This is a genomic window from Streptomyces sp. NPDC006463 (assembly GCF_042870715.1).
Taxonomy (GTDB): Bacteria; Actinomycetota; Actinomycetes; order Streptomycetales; family Streptomycetaceae; genus Streptomyces.
On the sequence record NZ_JBIAHP010000012.1, the window covers coordinates 195,512 to 210,531 of the forward strand.

Consider the following 15,020-nt stretch of genomic DNA (forward strand, 5'->3'; position numbering starts at 1 on the left):
CCTCCCCCGAGTGCGGTGGGGTCCCCGTGGCCCCGCTGCCACGATACGTCGCCGGGGCCGCCCGCGTCCCGAGGTCAGCCCAGCGGCTGGAAGGTCTCGTACGCGGTGGCGCGCATCTGCGTGCACTCGGGTCCGTCCCACTGGTCCACGGCGCAGCTGATCATGATGGCGTAGCCGTGCGTCGCGTCCATCTTGAAGCCGCGGTTGAGCACCCGGACCCGGATGCCGTTCTGGTCTCGCTCGAACTCCCAGTCGGCGACGGTGGGGTAGTTCCGGTAGCTCGCCACGTCGATCCTGATGAGCCTGTAGTTCGTGCTGCTGGCCGCCGTACCGGGGTTCGACTCGACCCAGGCCTTGCGCGCGTCGTCCTTCGGGCTGCTGTTGTAGTCGACCTGGATGCGCGGGAAGCCGCCGTCGCGGCTGTATATCCCGCCCGAGTTCTTCCCCGCTATGCCCGTCTGCCTGAAGCCCTCGGGCATCGCCATCGAGAAGTGGAATCCGGGCTCCGTCACCATGACGTATCCCGCGGGGAGTCCGCTGACCGAGCCGCCCGGCTGTGCGCCCTGGCCCTGGCCCTGGCCGGCGGCCGGGGTCTGCTGGCCCTGCCCCTGGCTCTGCCCCTGGCTCTGGGCGCCGGGGGTGGCGTTGCCGTTGGTCCCGCCCTGCTCGCCGGGCTTCGCCGAAGGCTGCGGCGAGGACTGCGGGGTGGCGCCCGGGGACTGGGCGGCGGACGCGGACGGGGTGGTCTTGCCGCCCTTGCCCTCGTCCTTGCGGCCGTCGGTGTCGTCGCCGTTGAAGGCGTAGACGATGAGCGAGCCGACGGCCGCGAGTACGACCACGACGGCGGCTATCGCGAGCGCGATGGTGCGGCGCGGCATGACGTCGGTGAGCGGGGCCGCCACCGGGGAGGTCTTCGCCGCGGCCGCGGGCTTGGACTTGGGCTCGGACGCGGGTGCCTCCGCGGCCGAGGCGGCCGTGGTGGCGGCGGCCACCGCCGCCGCCTTGCGGGCCGCCTTCAGCGCGGCGCGGGCTCGTTCGCGCTGCTCGCGCTCCCGCCGCTCGCGTTCCTTCTTCGCCGCCTTCTCGGCGGCCTTGTCCGCGGCCGCCTGCTCCGCGGCCGCCTTGGCGTCCGCGAGCGAGATCTGCCGGGTCTCCTCGGCGGCCGGGGCCGCCACGGGGGCCGGGGCGGGCTCGGGCGCGTTGACGACGGCGGTGAGCATCGCCCGCGCCCGGCCGTCGTCGAGGCGCTGGGCCGGGTCCTTGGCGAGCAGGCCGTAGATGACCTCGGTCAGCGGGCCCGCGTTCTTGGGCGGCTCCACCGGCTCGGTCATCACGGCGGTGAGGGTGGCGAGGGCGGAGCCCTTGTCGTACGGGGGCACGCCCTCGACGGCGGCGTACAGCAGACCACCGAGCGACCACATGTCGGCGGGCGGACCGGGCTTGTAACCGCGGGCGCGCTCCGGGGAGATGTAGGAGGGCGCGCCGACGAGCATGCCGGTGGAGGTGACGGAGGGGTCGCCCTCGACCTGCGCGATGCCGAAGTCGGTGAGGACGACGCGGCCGCTGGCGGCGATGAGAACGTTGGACGGTTTGACGTCGCGGTGCAGGATGCCCTGGCCGTGCGCGGCGCGCAGGACGTCGAGCACCGCGAGGCCGACCTCGGCGGCGCGGTGCGGGGTGAGCGGGCCGTTCTCCCGTATGAACTCGGCGAGCGAGGGGCCCTCGATGAGCTCCATGACGATCCAGGGGCGGCCGTCTTCGTCGACGACGTCGAAGACGGTGACCGCGCCCCCGCTCCGGATCCGGGCGATGGCCTTGGCCTCGCGCAGGGTACGGGTGATCAGACGGCGCTTCTCGTCCTCGTCGACCCCGGTGCCGAAACGGAGTTCCTTGACGGCGACGATCCGGCCGAGGGTCTCGTCCTCGGCGCGCCAGACGGTACCCATGCCGCCCTTGCCGAGCACGGCTCCCAGCCGGTAGCGGCCCGCGAGCAGCCGGCCTTTGTCCTCGCCGTTCCCGGCCGACTTGGCGGCCTCGACCCTGGCCTTGACCTCGGCGGCCACGGCATCGGCCTTCTCCACCACGGAATTGACGGGCTTCGCCAGGTCGGCCTTGGCCGCCTCGGCCCTGGGCTTCGCGTCCTCGGGTCGGGCCGCGGCCGCAGCCGCGGACTTGGCATCGTCCGGCTTCGCCGCAGGCGCAGGCGCGACCTTGGCATCCTCGGGCTTCGCCGCAGGCGCAGGCGCGGCCTTGGCATCCTCGGGCTTCGCCGCAGGCGCGACCTTGGCATCCGCGGCCTCGGCCACGGCCTTCACTTCCGCGGCCTCGGCCTCGGGCTTCGGTTCCTCGGCCCTGGCCTTCGTCAACCCCGGCTTCGCAGCCGCAGGCTTCGCACCCTCAGCAGGCGCGGCCTCGGCCGACGCAGCCGGAGCCGCAGCTCCCTCATCCTCGGGCTTCGCCGCAGGCGTCCCGTGCTCCGGCTTCGACATGCGTCCCCTCTGCGATCGTGCCGCCCGCTCCGGCGGCCCCGGCAGCTCCCGGGGTCCGCGGTAACCCGCCCCGGCAGAACCCTCATTGTTCCTCACTCCGCAACGGACGGGCGCCCCGGGTCCGCGGTTCCCCTTTCCGCATCCCGGACTTACAACGGAACGATGTCGGGCGCCCCCAGTCGCGCCGCGTCCGCCGTCTGGTCGTCCGGCTGGCGCTGCGATTCCCGCTCCGCCTGGACCCGCTTCTCGTAGTGCTCCACTTCCTTCTCGATCTGCTGCTTGTCCCACCCCAGGACCGGCGCCATCAACTCCGCGCACTCCCGCGCCGACCGCGTCCCCCGGTCGAAGGTCTCGATCGAGATCCGTGTCCGCCGCGTCAGCACGTCGTCCAGGTGCCGCGCCCCCTCGTGCGAGGCCGCGTACACGATCTCGGCGCGCAGGTAGTCATCCGCCCCGGCCACCGGGTCCCCCAGCCCCGGGTCGGCGGCGATCAGGTCCAGCAGTTCCTCCGTCAGCGACCCGTACCGGTTCAACAGGTGCTCCACCCGCACCACGTGAAGGCCCGTCCGGGCCGCGGTCCTGGCCCGTGCGTTCCACAACGCCCGGTACCCCTCCGCGCCGACCAGCGGCACGTCCTCCGTCACGCATTCCGCGACCCGCTGGTCCAGCCCGTGCACCGCCTCGTCGACGGCGTCCTTCGCCATGACCCGGTACGTCGTGTACTTGCCGCCCGCGACCACCACGAGCCCCGGCACCGGGTGCGCCACCGTATGTTCGCGCGACAGCTTGCTCGTCGCGTCCGACTCCCCGGCCAGCAGCGGCCGCAGGCCCGCGTACACACCCTGTACGTCGTCACGCGTCAGCGGCACCGCCAGCACCGAGTTCACGTGCTCCAGCAGGTAGTCGATGTCCGCGCTCGACGCCGCCGGGTGCGCCTTGTCCAGGTCCCAGTCGGTGTCCGTGGTCCCCACGATCCAGTGCCGCCCCCAGGGGATGACGAACAGCACCGACTTCTCGGTCCGCAGGATCAGCCCGGTGCTCGAATGGATCCGGTCCTTCGGCACGACCAGGTGGATGCCCTTCGACGCCCGTACGTGGAACTGCCCGCGCTCCCCGATCAGCGCCTGGGTGTCGTCCGTCCACACCCCGGTCGCGTTCACGATCTGCTTCGCGCGGATCTCGTACTCCCCGCCGCCCTCGACATCCCGCACCCGCGCCCCGACCACCCGTTCGCCCTCGCGCAGGAAGCCGATCACCCTCGCCCGGTTGGCGCAGTGCGCCCCGTACGCCGCGGCCGTCCGCACCAGCGTGGCCACGTACCGCGCGTCGTCCATCTGGGCGTCGTAGTACTGGAGGGCTCCCACCAGCGCGTCCTTGCGCAGCGCCGGCGCCACCCGCAGCGCGCGCGCCCGCGACAGGTGCCGGTGCACCGGCAGCCCGCGCCCGTGTCCGCTGGAGACCGACATGGCGTCGTAGAGCGCGACGCCCGAGCCCGCATACAGCCGTTCCCAGCCCTTGTGCTGCAACGGGTAGAGGAAAGGCACGGGCTTCACCAGGTGCGGCGCGAGGCGCTCCAGCAGCAGGCCGCGCTCCTTCAGCGCCTCCCGGACGAGGGCGAAGTCGAGCATCTCCAGGTACCGCAGGCCGCCGTGGATGAGCTTGCTCGACCTGCTCGACGTGCCGGACGCCCAGTCACGCGCTTCCACCAGCCCGGTCGACAGGCCTCTGGTCGCCGCGTCGAGCGCGGTACCGGCGCCGACCACCCCCGCGCCCACAACCAGAACGTCCAGCTCCCGCTCGGCCATCCGGGCGAGCGCCTCGGCGCGCTGCACCGGTCCCAGTGTCGCTGTCCTCACGGCTGCCTCCCGTTGGTGCGGGTGTTCCCCGCGTCGTGCGGGTGATCCCGCTCACATGCCCCGTTTCCTGATTCTGACCGCCCGCACCCACATCAGCCACCGCCTGTGGACAACACAACGACGACCACTACCCCAGAATGCGACATATCTTTCATATATACGCCTAGTCTGACATTGCGCCAGCTCCCCGGGCTCCTCCTGTGCACAGGGCTTGCGCGCGCATCCCCCTCATGTCAGGGAAGGGACGGCACCCCCATGCCCGCAGATCTCGCCGTCATCGGACTCGGCCATCTCGGCCTCCCCCTCGCCCAGGCGGCAGTCGCCGCCGGGATCGAGACGGTCGGCTACGACAGCGGTCCGGTCACGGACTCCACCCTCACCGCCGCCGAGGTCCGCCGCATGTCGGCGGCCGGCTTCCGGGTCACCACCAACCCGGCCGAGCTCGGCCGGGTCCGCACCGCCGTCATCTGCGCGCCCACCCAGCTCGGCGCCGATCGCGCGCTGGACCTGTCCGCCGTGGGCGAGGCGGGCCGCGCGCTCGCCGCACGGCTGCGCCCCCACACCACCGTGATCCTCGAATCCGCCGTCCACCCGGGCGTCACCGAGGAGTACCTCCGCCCCATCCTCGAAGAGGGCTCCGGGCTCCGGGCGGGCCGCGACTTCCACCTGGCCTACTCCCCCAGCCGCCTCGACCCGGGCAACCGCACGCACGGCGTCTCCAACACCCCCAAGGTGATCGGCGGCCTCACCCCCGCCTGCACCGAGTCCGCGCACGCCTTCTACGCCCGCCTCACCGAGAAGGTCGTCCGCGCCCGCGGCCTGCGCGAGGCCGAGACCGTACAGCTCCTGGAGACGAACTACCGGCACGTCAACATCGCCCTCATGAACGAGATGGCGGTCCTCTGCCACGATCTCGGCGTGGACCTGTGGGACGTCATCCGCTGCGCCGAGACCAAGCCGTACGGCTTCCAGGCCTTCCGTCCCGGCCCGGGCGTCGGCGGCCACGGAGTCCCGCTCGACCCGAACTACCTCCCCCACACCACCCGCACCCCCGGCCACCCCCTGCGCATGGTCGGCCTGGCGCAGGAGATCAACAACCGGATGCCGCAGTACGTCATCCAGCGCTCCGCCACCCTGCTGAACGAGCACGGCAAATCCGCCCGCGGCGCCCGCGTCCTCCTCCTGGGCGTCACCTACAAGCCCGACCTCGCCGACCAGGAGGGCTCCCCGGCCCGCGAGATCGCCAGCCGCCTGCTCGACCTGGGGGCGCTCATCAGCTACCACGACCCGTACATCGCGGGCTGGCGGGTCCGGGACCAGCCGGTCCCCCGTGCCGAATCGTTGTACGAGGCCGCCGCCAACGCGGACCTGACGATCCTGCTCCAGCACCACCGCACCTATGACCTGCAAGGCCTCGCGGTCAAGGCCCAGTTGCTCCTGGACACCCGGGGCGCCAGCCCGGCGGGGGCCGCCCACCGGCTCTGAGCGCCCGGGAATTCCCCCTCATGGATGTCACGGCCGCCTGCTAGCCTGCGGCATCACTTATCTCGCACATACGTCCCCCCGGACACGTGTGCCCGCGTATCCCTTGGGGGGGATCACCATGAGCCAGAACTTCCAGCCGCCCGCGCCCGACTCCGTCACCGAGGCGCCCGCCGCCCCGGCCCCGGCCCGCAGCGGCAACATCGGCCTCGGCCTCGTCGCGGCCGTCGTCGCGGCCCTCGTCGCGGCGGCCGCGTACGGCGGCATCATGAACGCCATCGACCGCGAGGTCGGCTACGCCGCGATCGGCGTCGGCCTGCTCGTCGGCCTCGCCGCCGGCAAGCTCGGCGGCCGCAACCCGATCCTGCCCGTCGTCGCCGCCGTGCTCTCCATCGGCGCCGTCTACCTCGGCCAGCTCTTCTTCATCGCGCTCGTGATGGCCGACTACGGCAAGATCGGCGTCGGCGAGGTCCTCAGCCAGGTCGGCATCGGCGGCCTGAACGATCTCTGGAAGGAGAACGCGGACCTCATGTCCTACGTCTTCCTCGGGATCGGCGGCTTCGCCGCCTTCGGCGCGGCCAAGAAGGTCAGCGACTGACCCGGCGCACCGCGTGACGCCGGAGGGCCGGCACCCCACACGGGGTGCCGGCCCTCCGGCGTACGTACGGCAAAGAGCCGGTCAGCGGCTGTGCTGCGAGTCCGCGACCGTGACCTCGACCCGCTGGAACTCCTTGAGCTCGCTGTAGCCGGTGGTGGCCATCGAGCGGCGCAGCGCGCCGAAGATGTTCATCGAACCGTCCGGGGAGTGCGACGGGCCGGTGAGGATCTCCTCGGTGGTGCCGACCGTACCCAGGTCGACCTTCTTGCCGCGCGGCACGTCCTCGTGGACGGCCTCCATGCCCCAGTGGTTGCCCTTGCCGGGCGCGTCGGTGGCACGGGCCAGCGGGGAGCCCATCATCACGGCGTCCGCGCCGCAGGCGACGGCCTTCGGGATGTCGCCCGACCAGCCCACGCCGCCGTCGGCGATGACGTGCACGTACCGGCCGCCGGACTCGTCCATGTAGTCGCGGCGGGCCGCTGCCACGTCCGCGACGGCGGTCGCCATCGGGACCTGGATGCCGAGCACGTTGCGCGTGGTGTGCGCGGCGCCGCCGCCGAAGCCGACCAGGACACCCGCGGCACCGGTGCGCATCAGGTGCAGGGCCGCGGTGTAGGTGGCGCAGCCGCCCACGATGACCGGGACGTCGAGCTCGTAGATGAACTGCTTCAGGTTCAGCGGCTCGGCGGCTCCGGAGACGTGCTCCGCCGACACGGTGGTGCCGCGGATCACGAAGATGTCCACGCCCGCGTCCACGACGGCCTTGGAGAACTCGGCGGTGCGCTGCGGGGAGAGCGCGGCGGCGGTGACGACGCCCGAGTCGCGGACCTCCTTGATGCGCTGCCGGATCAGGTCCGCCTGGATCGGGGCGGAGTAGATCTCCTGGAGACGGCGGGTGGCGGACTCCTCGTCCAGCTCCGCGATCTCGTCGAGCAGCGGCTGCGGGTCCTCGTAGCGGGTCCACAGGCCTTCGAGGTTCAGCACGCCGAGGCCGCCGAGCTCGCCGATGCGGATCGCGGTCTGCGGGGAGACGACCGAGTCCATGGGGGCGGCCAGGAAGGGGAGCTCGAAGCGGTACGCGTCGATCTGCCAGGCGATCGAGACCTCCTTCGGGTCCCGGGTACGCCGGCTCGGGACGATGGCGATGTCGTCGAACGCGTACGCCCTGCGGCCGCGCTTGCCGCGCCCGATCTCGATCTCAGTCACGTGTGGTGGCCTTTCCTCTGGGTCTGCCCGTCCAGTATCCCCGAACGCCGGAGAGTCGCGTTGCCATGACCGCTGTACGGACGCGGGCACGGGCACGGCGAAGGGGCGGGCCCGACGGGCCCGCCCCTCACATGGCCGCTCCGATCAGCCCTTGCGGCTGTAGTTCGGCGCTTCCACCGTCATCTGGATGTCGTGCGGGTGGCTCTCCTTGAGGCCCGCCGAGGTGATCCGGACGAAGCGGCCCCGGTCCTGCAGCTCGGGAACCGTGCGGCCGCCGACGTAGAACATCGACTGGCGCAGGCCGCCGACGAGCTGGTGCACGACCGCGGAGAGCGGACCGCGGTAGGGAACCTGGCCCTCGATGCCCTCGGGGATGAGCTTGTCGTCGCCACCCACGCCCTCCTGGAAGTAGCGGTCCTTGGAGAAGGAGCGCTGGTCGCCACGGGACTGCATCGCGCCGAGCGAGCCCATGCCGCGGTACGACTTGAACTGCTTGCCGTTGATGAAGAGCAGCTCGCCGGGGGACTCCTCGCAGCCCGCGAGCAGCGAGCCGAGCATCACCGTGTCGGCGCCCGCGACCAGGGCCTTGGCGATGTCGCCGGAGTACTGCAGGCCGCCGTCGCCGATGACCGGGACGCCCGCGGCCTTGGCGGCCAGCGAAGCCTCGTAGATGGCGGTGACCTGCGGGACGCCGATGCCGGCGACCACGCGGGTGGTGCAGATGGAGCCGGGGCCGACGCCGACCTTGATGCCGTCGCAGCCGGCGTCGATCAGCGCCTGGGCACCGTCGCGGGTGGCGACGTTGCCGCCGATGACGTCCACGCCGGAGTTCGACTTGATCTTGGCGACCATGTCGCCGACCAGGCGGGAGTGGCCGTGGGCGGTGTCGACGACGATGAAGTCGGCGCCCGCCTCGATCAGGGCCTGGGCACGGTCGAACGCGTCACCGGCGACGCCGACGGCCGCGCCGACGAGCAGCCGGCCGTCGTTGTCCTTGGCGGCGTTCGGGTACTTCTCGGCCTTGACGAAGTCCTTGACCGTGATGAGGCCCTTGAGGATGCCCGCGTCGTCGACCAGCGGAAGCTTCTCGATCTTGTGGCGGCGCAGCAGCTCCATGGCGTCCACGCCGGAGATGCCCACCTTGCCCGTGACCAGCGGCATCGGGGTCATGACCTCGCGCACCTGACGGCTGCGGTCCGACTCGAAGGCCATGTCGCGGTTGGTGACGATGCCGAGCAGCTTGCCCGCCGGGTCCGTGACCGGGACGCCGGAGATGCGGAACTTGGCGCACAGCTCGTCGGCCTCGCGCAGCGTCGCGTCCGGGTGCACCGTGATCGGGTCGCTGACCATGCCGGACTCGGAGCGCTTGACCAGGTCGACCTGGTTGGCCTGGTCGGCGATCGACAGGTTGCGGTGCAGTACGCCCACGCCGCCCTGGCGGGCCATCGCGATGGCCATGCGGGCCTCGGTGACCTTGTCCATCGCCGCGGACAGCAGCGGAACGTTCACGCGCACGTTCCGGGAGATGAGGGAAGAGGTATCGATCGCGTCAGGCGACATGTCCGACGCGCCCGGCAGCAGCAGCACGTCGTCGTAGGTCAGTCCGAGCGTGGCGAATTTGTCGGGCACTCCGTCGGCGGTCATGACACCTTCCCAAATGGTCTTGCTCAGCGCGGATGTCCATGCTAACGGGATCCCGACGCGTCTCATTCCACGACCAAGGTCAAGCAGAAGATTTGTAGTTTCCTACGGAGATCCTCGCCGGGATTTCTACTGCTCGGCGAGCGCGCGGAGCCGGCTGAGCGCCCGGTGCTGGGCGACGCGCACCGCCCCGGGGGACATGCCGAGCATCTGCCCGGTCTCCTCGGCGGTAAGCCCGACGGCCACCCGCAGCACGAGGAGCTCGCGCTGGTTCTCCGGGAGGTTGGCCAGCAGCTTCTTGGCCCAGGCCGCGTCACTGCTGAGCAGCGCCCGCTCCTCGGGACCCAGCGAGTCGTCGGGCCGCTCCGGCATCTCGTCCGAGGGCACGGCCGTGCTGCCCGGGTGCCGCATGGCGGCCCGCTGCAGGTCGGCGACCTTGTGTGCGGCAATCGCGAAGACGAAGGCCTCGAAGGGCCGCCCGGTGTCCCGGTAGCGCGGCAGGGCCATCAGGACGGCGACGCAGACTTCCTGCGCCAGGTCCTCCACGAAGTGGCGGGCGTCACCCGGGAGCCGCGAGAGCCGGGTGCGGCAGTAGCGGATCGCGAGCGGGTGAACGAACGCGAGCAGGTCGTGCGTGGCCTGCTCGTCGCCCTCCACCGCTCGGCGTACGAGCGCGCTGACACCCCCGGCACTACCGCCTTTGGCGGCGCCGGTCGGGCCTGTGGCCGCGGGTGACCCCAGGGCCTCGTCGTCGCGCATCAATCCATGGTGCCTTGACGCCGGAGCTTCCGTGGCACCACGGCCGGTTTCGTGCATCGAAGCGTTATGAGCGGGTGCGCCGGAACTCATGATTGCGCCCTCCCCTCCCGCTCGGCCGAATGGTCCCCAAGGACGAGGACTCCACATCTCCAAGAATGCGGCACACCCTCAAGGATGCGGCATCGCGCACGAAGCGACACGTCCCCCGGATTGTGCCCCGCCAATCCCCGAGTGCGCACCGGGTACGGCGGGACACGGACCGGCCCGTGACCCGTGGGTCAGCGGACCAGGCCCCAGCGGAAGCCGAGCGCCACGGCGTGCGCCCGGTCCGAGGCGCCGAGCTTCTTGAACAGCCTGCGGGCGTGCGTCTTGACCGTGTCCTCGGAGAGGAAGAGCTCGCGCCCGATCTCCGCGTTGGACCGGCCGTGGCTCATGCCCTCCAGCACCTGGATCTCGCGAGCGGTGAGGGTGGGCGCCGCGCCCATCTCGGCCGAGCGGAGCCGGCGCGGGGCCAGTCGCCAGGTCGGGTCTGCGAGGGCCTGGGTGACCGTGGCCCGCAGTTCGGCGCGCGAGGCGTCCTTGTGCAGGTATCCGCGGGCGCCGGCGGCGACCGCGAGGGCCACGCCGTCCAGGTCCTCGGCGACCGTCAGCATGATGATGCGGGCGCCGGGGTCGGCCGAGAGCAGCCGGCGGACCGTCTCCACACCGCCGAGCCCGGGCATCCGTACATCCATCAGAATCAGGTCGGAGCGGTCGGCACCCCAGCGGCGGAGGACTTCCTCGCCGTTGGCAGCCGTCGTCACACGCTCGACGCCGGGCACGGTGGCAACCGCGCGACGGAGCGCCTCTCGGGCAAGCGGGGAGTCGTCGCAGACGAGGACGGATGTCATGACCGCCCTCCGCAGCTGCTGATGCGCGTCACCTTGAGCCTCCAGGCTGGTACGTATCGTCACCTGTGCGGTCGATGCCCCCGGACACCTGTCCGAGAACTTATTGGTTCAACCGCCTTCGCACTCTCAACGATGGTCACTCGAAAGAGTTACGGGTCGGACGGACACCTTCAGCACTCTACGTGAGGAAGCGATCACGGCGCTGGCGCCACGAGCCGCTCGTCCTCCATCTGGAGCTATGCCCTATTTGGCGGCTTTCCTTCCGTTTCGCACATGTCTGAGGCTAGATTCCCAGTGAGTCATATTTACATCTACTACGACAGTAGGTGTGGAGACATGGACCGTATCCGCCTCAGTACCGGCACCAAGAGGACTACCAATGGCAGATTTCTCCCGGCTCCCCGGACCGAACGCCGACCTCTGGGACTGGCAGCTGCTCGCTGCTTGCCGCGGGGTCGACAGCTCCCTGTTCTTCCACCCGGAAGGTGAGCGGGGCGCGGCCAGGAGCGCGCGCGAGGCCTCGGCTAAAGAGGTCTGCATGCGATGCCCGGTTCGTTCGGAATGCGCCGCGCACGCACTCGCCGTCCGCGAGCCCTACGGAGTGTGGGGAGGCCTCACCGAGGACGAGCGCGAGGAACTGATGGGCCGCGCCCGGCATCGCCTGATCCCCGCGTCCAGCGCGATCGGACCGATCCCGCCGCACTGATCCGAGTACAAACGTCCGAAGGAACGTTGCTGCAGCTTCCGCGAAATCCTTCCGACCGCCGCCCTCGCCGGGCGTGTCGCAGTCCTGCGCGCAACGTCACTCGTCCGGCCGTACCCGACGCCACGGTGCGGTCAGCGCGTGGCGGCCCGCTCCAGCTCGGCCAGGGTCGCGGCCACAGCCGGGACCCTGGCCAGGTCGGGCAGGGTCAGCGCCACGATCTCCCGCTCGACGGCCGGCTCCACGGCCACCGTGCTCACGCCCTTGGCCCGTACGGACTCCACCGCGAGCTCCGGCAGCACCGCGACGCCCAGCCCGGCGCCGACCAGGCCGACCACCGCCGGGTAGTCGTCGGTCGCGAAGTCGATCCGCGGGGTGAAGCCCGCGTTCTCGCACACCTCCACCAGATGGCGGCGGCAGCGCGGACAGCCCGCGATCCAGGGCTCGTCGGCCAGCTCCGCCATGCCCACGCGCTCCGACCCGGCCAGCCGGTGCCCCTCGGGGACCAGCCCGACGAGCCGGTCGGTCAGCAGGGGGCGCACCACGAGTTCCTCCCACTCCGCCGTGGAGCCCCGCCCGTCACCGTCCCCGGCGTACCGGAAGGCCAGCGCCAGGTCGCAGTCGCCCTCGCGCAGCATCTCCACCGAGCGCGGCGGCTCGGCCTCGACCAGGGAGATCCGGGTGCCCGGGTGCTCTGCGCGCATCGCGGCGAGCGCGGTCGGCACCAACGTGGAGCTGCCGCTGGGGAAGGACACCAGCCGGACCCGGCCCGCGCGCAGCCCGGAGATGGCCGCGACCTCCTCCTCGGCGGCGGTCAGCCCGGCCAGGATCCCCGCGGCATGCCGTACCAGGGCCTCACCGGCCTGGGTCAGCCGCATCTCGCGGCCGGTGCGGATGAGCAGCGGGGTGCCGGCCGACTGCTCCAGCGCCTTCATCTGCTGGGAGACGGCGGGCTGGGTGCAGCCGAGCTCGCGGGCGGCGGCGGAGAAGGACCCGGTCCCGGCGACGGCGCGCAGAACCCGGAGATGACGTGCCTCGATCACCTTTTGAGCATAAGCCCTTCTTTGACCGTCGCGCGAATACCGTCGTGCCCCTTTGGGGCGGGCTCGGTTAGCGTGTGCGCATGGGTCCCATGCATCTGATCTCCGTGAACATCGGCCGTGCCGAAGTCGTCGCCTACACCGACACGGAGGGCGGGGTGACGGGCCACGGCAAGCACCCGGTCCCCGGGCCGGTCCGCGTCTTCGCCCCGGGCCCGAGAGCCACCGGCCTCGGCAGCGGCGTGGAGGGCGACGCCGTGTGCGACCGCCGCCACCACGGCGGCGACCACCAGGCCGTCTACGCGTACGCGCGCGAGGACCTGGACCACTGGGAGGCGGAGCTGGGCCGCGAGCTGCCCGGCGGGACCTTCGGCGAGAACTTCACCACCTCCGGCATCGACCTGAACGCCGCGCGCCTCGGCGACCGCTGGCGGGTCGGCGCGGACCTGCTCCTCGAAGTCGCCTCGGCCCGCATCCCGTGCCGCACCTTCCAGGGGGCCCTCGGCGAGAACGCCTGGGTCAGGCGGTTCACCCAGGCGGCGCGGCCGGGCGCCTACCTGCGGGTGATCGAGGAGGGCTCGGTCTCCCCCGGTGACGCCGTCGAGATCGTCCACCGCGCGGACCACGAGGTGACGGTGGAATTCTGGTTCCGCGCCTTCACCACGGAGCGCGCGCTGCTGCCGCGCACCCTGGCGGCGGGCGCGGCAATGGAACCGCAAGGTCACGAGACCGTGCGCCGGTACGTGGAGAAGTACGGGACCGGAGCCGGGGCGAAGTAGAACCGACACCCGGGGCGGCTAGGTTGCGCCTATGACGACTGCGTTGATTACGGGATCCACGGCGGGCATCGGCGCCGCTTTCGCCCGGCGGCTCGCCGCCCAGGGCCACAACCTCGTTCTGGTGGCGCGCGACACCAAGCGGCTCGGCGCGCAGGCCACCGAGCTGCACGACCGGCACGGCATCGAGGCCGAGGTGCTGGCCGCCGATCTGTCCACCGAGGAGGGCATCGCGGCGGTCGAGGAGCGCCTCGGCGACCGCACCCACCCCGTGGACCTGCTGGTCAACAATGCCGGCTTCGGCAACAAGGGCCGCTACCTCGAGGTCTCCATGGCCGACGAGCTCACCATGGTGAAGGTGCACATCGAGGCGGTCCTGCGACTGACCTCGGCGGCCGCCGCGTCGATGCGCACGCGCGGCCGCGGCGGCGTGATCAACGTGGCCTCGGTGGCCGCCTTCGTCCCGCGCGGTACGTACGGGGCGAGCAAGGCGTGGGTCGTCCAGTTCACCCAGGGCGCGGCGAGGGACCTGGCGGGATCCGGGGTGCGGCTGATGGCGCTGTGCCCCGGCTTCGTCCGGACGGAGTTCCACCAGCGCGCCGGCATGGGCACGGACAACATCCCCGGCTGGATGTGGCTCGACGCCGACAAGCTGGTGGCCGCCGCCCTGGGCGACCTGGCGCGGGGCAAGACGGTGTCGATCCCGGACCCGCGGTACAAGGCGTTGATGGGCGTGGTGAAGCTGACGCCGCGCGGGCTGCTGGGCGGCGTGTCCTCGCGTACGGGCCGCAAGTACGGTCCCCAGTAACCCAGTACTCACCGGTAAATCGGCCAACCAGGTGAAATCTCCCTAAACTGGACTTGTCCTACAAGCCCGGGAGACCGCCATGACATTCGTACAGATAATCGATTACAAGACCAGTCGGCAGGACGACCTCAATCAGCTGCTCGACCGGTACGTCTCGCAGAGCCAGGGCAAGCGCACTGTCACCCACAGCATCGTGGGCAAGGACCGCGAGAACGAGAACCACTATGTGGACGTGGTCGAATTCCCCTCGTACGAAGAGGCCATGAAGAACTCTCATCTTCCGGAGACGGACAAGATGTTCGAGGAGATGGTGGCCCTCTGCGACGGGATGCCCAGCTTCACCAACCTCGACGTCGTCCGGGACGAGCACCTCAACACGGTGATGGTGAACCGGATGTACGACGAGCTCGCGATGAAGGGCGACATGTCCGTTGCCGAGGAGATCTTTGCCGCTGACTACCGCGACCACGACATCAGCAACCCCGAGGACAAGATCGGGCCCGCGGGCATGCGCGAGGACGTGGAGATGTGGCGGGGCGGCTTCGACTTCACCTTCACGCGGGACGCCCAGATGGCGCAGGACGACTACGTCACCACGCTGTGGACCTGGACGGGCAAGCACAAGGGCGAGTTCATGGGCATCGCCCCCACCGGCAAGACCTGCACGATGACGGGCACGACGGTCTTCCGGTGTCAGGACGGCATGATCAAGGAAGGCTGGTGGCACTACGACGCCATGGGCCTGATGCGCCAACTGGGCGCCATGTAGCCA

At 71.1% G+C, this 15,020-nt stretch carries 13 protein-coding genes; 6 read left to right on the forward strand and 7 right to left on the reverse strand.

The window, feature by feature from the left end; genetic code table 11:
* Positions 1-74: 74 nt before the first annotated feature.
* Positions 75-2,366: a serine/threonine-protein kinase gene (locus ACFYOB_RS23170; RefSeq protein WP_388562309.1), complete on the reverse strand. Its 2,292-nt coding sequence runs from the start codon at positions 2,364-2,366 to the stop codon at positions 75-77.
* A gap of 272 nt (positions 2,367-2,638) precedes the next feature.
* Positions 2,639-4,345, reverse strand: coding sequence for a glycerol-3-phosphate dehydrogenase/oxidase (locus ACFYOB_RS23175; RefSeq protein WP_388562311.1), 1,707 nt, complete (start codon positions 4,343-4,345; stop codon positions 2,639-2,641).
* A 255-nt stretch (positions 4,346-4,600) separates the two neighbouring features.
* On the opposite strand from ACFYOB_RS23175, the gene ACFYOB_RS23180 reads away from it, so the two are divergent.
* On the forward strand, positions 4,601-5,830 hold the full coding sequence (locus ACFYOB_RS23180) for a nucleotide sugar dehydrogenase (protein ID WP_388562313.1): 1,230 nt from the start codon (positions 4,601-4,603) through the stop codon (positions 5,828-5,830).
* Between the two features lie 118 nt (positions 5,831-5,948).
* Positions 5,949-6,425 carry a hypothetical protein gene (locus ACFYOB_RS23185; RefSeq protein WP_388562315.1) on the forward strand — a complete coding sequence of 159 codons (477 nt, stop codon included), beginning with the start codon at positions 5,949-5,951 and terminating at the stop codon, positions 6,423-6,425.
* A gap of 81 nt (positions 6,426-6,506) precedes the next feature.
* Here ACFYOB_RS23185 and ACFYOB_RS23190 read toward each other — a convergent pair whose 3' ends face one another.
* From ACFYOB_RS23190 to ACFYOB_RS23205, 4 genes are all read right to left on the reverse strand, one after another.
* Positions 6,507-7,631, reverse strand: a complete 1,125-nt coding sequence (locus ACFYOB_RS23190) for a GuaB3 family IMP dehydrogenase-related protein (RefSeq protein WP_031147860.1) — start codon at positions 7,629-7,631, stop codon at positions 6,507-6,509.
* Positions 7,632-7,775: 144 nt separating this feature from the next.
* A complete protein-coding gene (guaB, locus tag ACFYOB_RS23195) occupies positions 7,776-9,275 on the reverse strand; it encodes an IMP dehydrogenase (protein WP_388562317.1) in 1,500 nt (499 codons plus the stop codon).
* A 126-nt stretch (positions 9,276-9,401) separates the two neighbouring features.
* Entirely contained in the window at positions 9,402-10,031 is a 630-nt protein-coding gene (locus ACFYOB_RS23200; RefSeq protein WP_030389108.1) for a sigma-70 family RNA polymerase sigma factor, read from the reverse strand.
* 278 nt (positions 10,032-10,309) lie between these two features.
* Positions 10,310-10,921 carry a response regulator transcription factor gene (locus tag ACFYOB_RS23205; RefSeq protein ID WP_003948568.1) on the reverse strand — a complete coding sequence of 204 codons (612 nt, stop codon included), beginning with the start codon at positions 10,919-10,921 and terminating at the stop codon, positions 10,310-10,312.
* A gap of 379 nt (positions 10,922-11,300) precedes the next feature.
* Between ACFYOB_RS23205 and ACFYOB_RS23210 the strand changes: the two genes are divergently transcribed.
* A complete protein-coding gene (locus ACFYOB_RS23210) occupies positions 11,301-11,627 on the forward strand; it encodes a WhiB family transcriptional regulator (protein WP_215015132.1) in 327 nt (108 codons plus the stop codon).
* 131 nt (positions 11,628-11,758) lie between these two features.
* Here the strand turns inward: ACFYOB_RS23210 and ACFYOB_RS23215 are convergent, their stop codons facing one another.
* Positions 11,759-12,667 (reverse strand): LysR family transcriptional regulator, encoded by a 909-nt coding sequence (locus tag ACFYOB_RS23215; protein ID WP_388562320.1) that lies wholly within the window; start codon positions 12,665-12,667, stop codon positions 11,759-11,761.
* An 89-nt stretch (positions 12,668-12,756) separates the two neighbouring features.
* Here ACFYOB_RS23215 and ACFYOB_RS23220 point away from each other — a divergent pair, with 89 nt between their 5' ends.
* The 3 genes from ACFYOB_RS23220 (at position 12,757) to ACFYOB_RS23230 (ending at position 15,017) form a co-directional block, all read left to right on the forward strand.
* The gene (locus tag ACFYOB_RS23220; RefSeq protein WP_388562465.1) at positions 12,757-13,443 is read left to right on the forward strand and encodes an MOSC domain-containing protein; all 687 of its coding nucleotides are present in this window, start codon (positions 12,757-12,759) and stop codon (positions 13,441-13,443) included.
* Between the two features lie 31 nt (positions 13,444-13,474).
* Entirely contained in the window at positions 13,475-14,248 is a 774-nt protein-coding gene (locus ACFYOB_RS23225) for an SDR family NAD(P)-dependent oxidoreductase (RefSeq protein WP_388562322.1), read from the forward strand.
* Between the two features lie 79 nt (positions 14,249-14,327).
* On the forward strand, positions 14,328-15,017 hold the full coding sequence (locus ACFYOB_RS23230; protein WP_388562324.1) for an ester cyclase: 690 nt from the start codon (positions 14,328-14,330) through the stop codon (positions 15,015-15,017).
* Positions 15,018-15,020 lie beyond the last annotated feature (3 nt).

Bases quoted from the DNA above. Each gene is read 5' to 3' on its own strand.
- ACFYOB_RS23200 (WP_030389108.1), bottom strand. From the start codon at position 10,031: ATGCGCGACGACGAGGCCCTGGGGTCACCCGCGGCCACAGGCCCGACC.
- ACFYOB_RS23225 (WP_388562322.1), top strand. From the start codon at position 13,475: ATGACGACTGCGTTGATTACGGGATCCACGGCGGGCATCGGCGCCGCT.
- ACFYOB_RS23220 (WP_388562465.1), top strand. From the start codon at position 12,757: ATGCATCTGATCTCCGTGAACATCGGCCGTGCCGAAGTCGTCGCCTAC.
- ACFYOB_RS23205 (WP_003948568.1), bottom strand. From the start codon at position 10,921: ATGACATCCGTCCTCGTCTGCGACGACTCCCCGCTTGCCCGAGAGGCG.
- ACFYOB_RS23230 (WP_388562324.1), top strand. From the start codon at position 14,328: ATGACATTCGTACAGATAATCGATTACAAGACCAGTCGGCAGGACGAC.
- ACFYOB_RS23210 (WP_215015132.1), top strand. From the start codon at position 11,301: ATGGCAGATTTCTCCCGGCTCCCCGGACCGAACGCCGACCTCTGGGAC.
- ACFYOB_RS23185 (WP_388562315.1), top strand. From the start codon at position 5,949: ATGAGCCAGAACTTCCAGCCGCCCGCGCCCGACTCCGTCACCGAGGCG.
- guaB (WP_388562317.1), bottom strand. From the start codon at position 9,275: ATGACCGCCGACGGAGTGCCCGACAAATTCGCCACGCTCGGACTGACC.
- ACFYOB_RS23180 (WP_388562313.1), top strand. From the start codon at position 4,601: ATGCCCGCAGATCTCGCCGTCATCGGACTCGGCCATCTCGGCCTCCCC.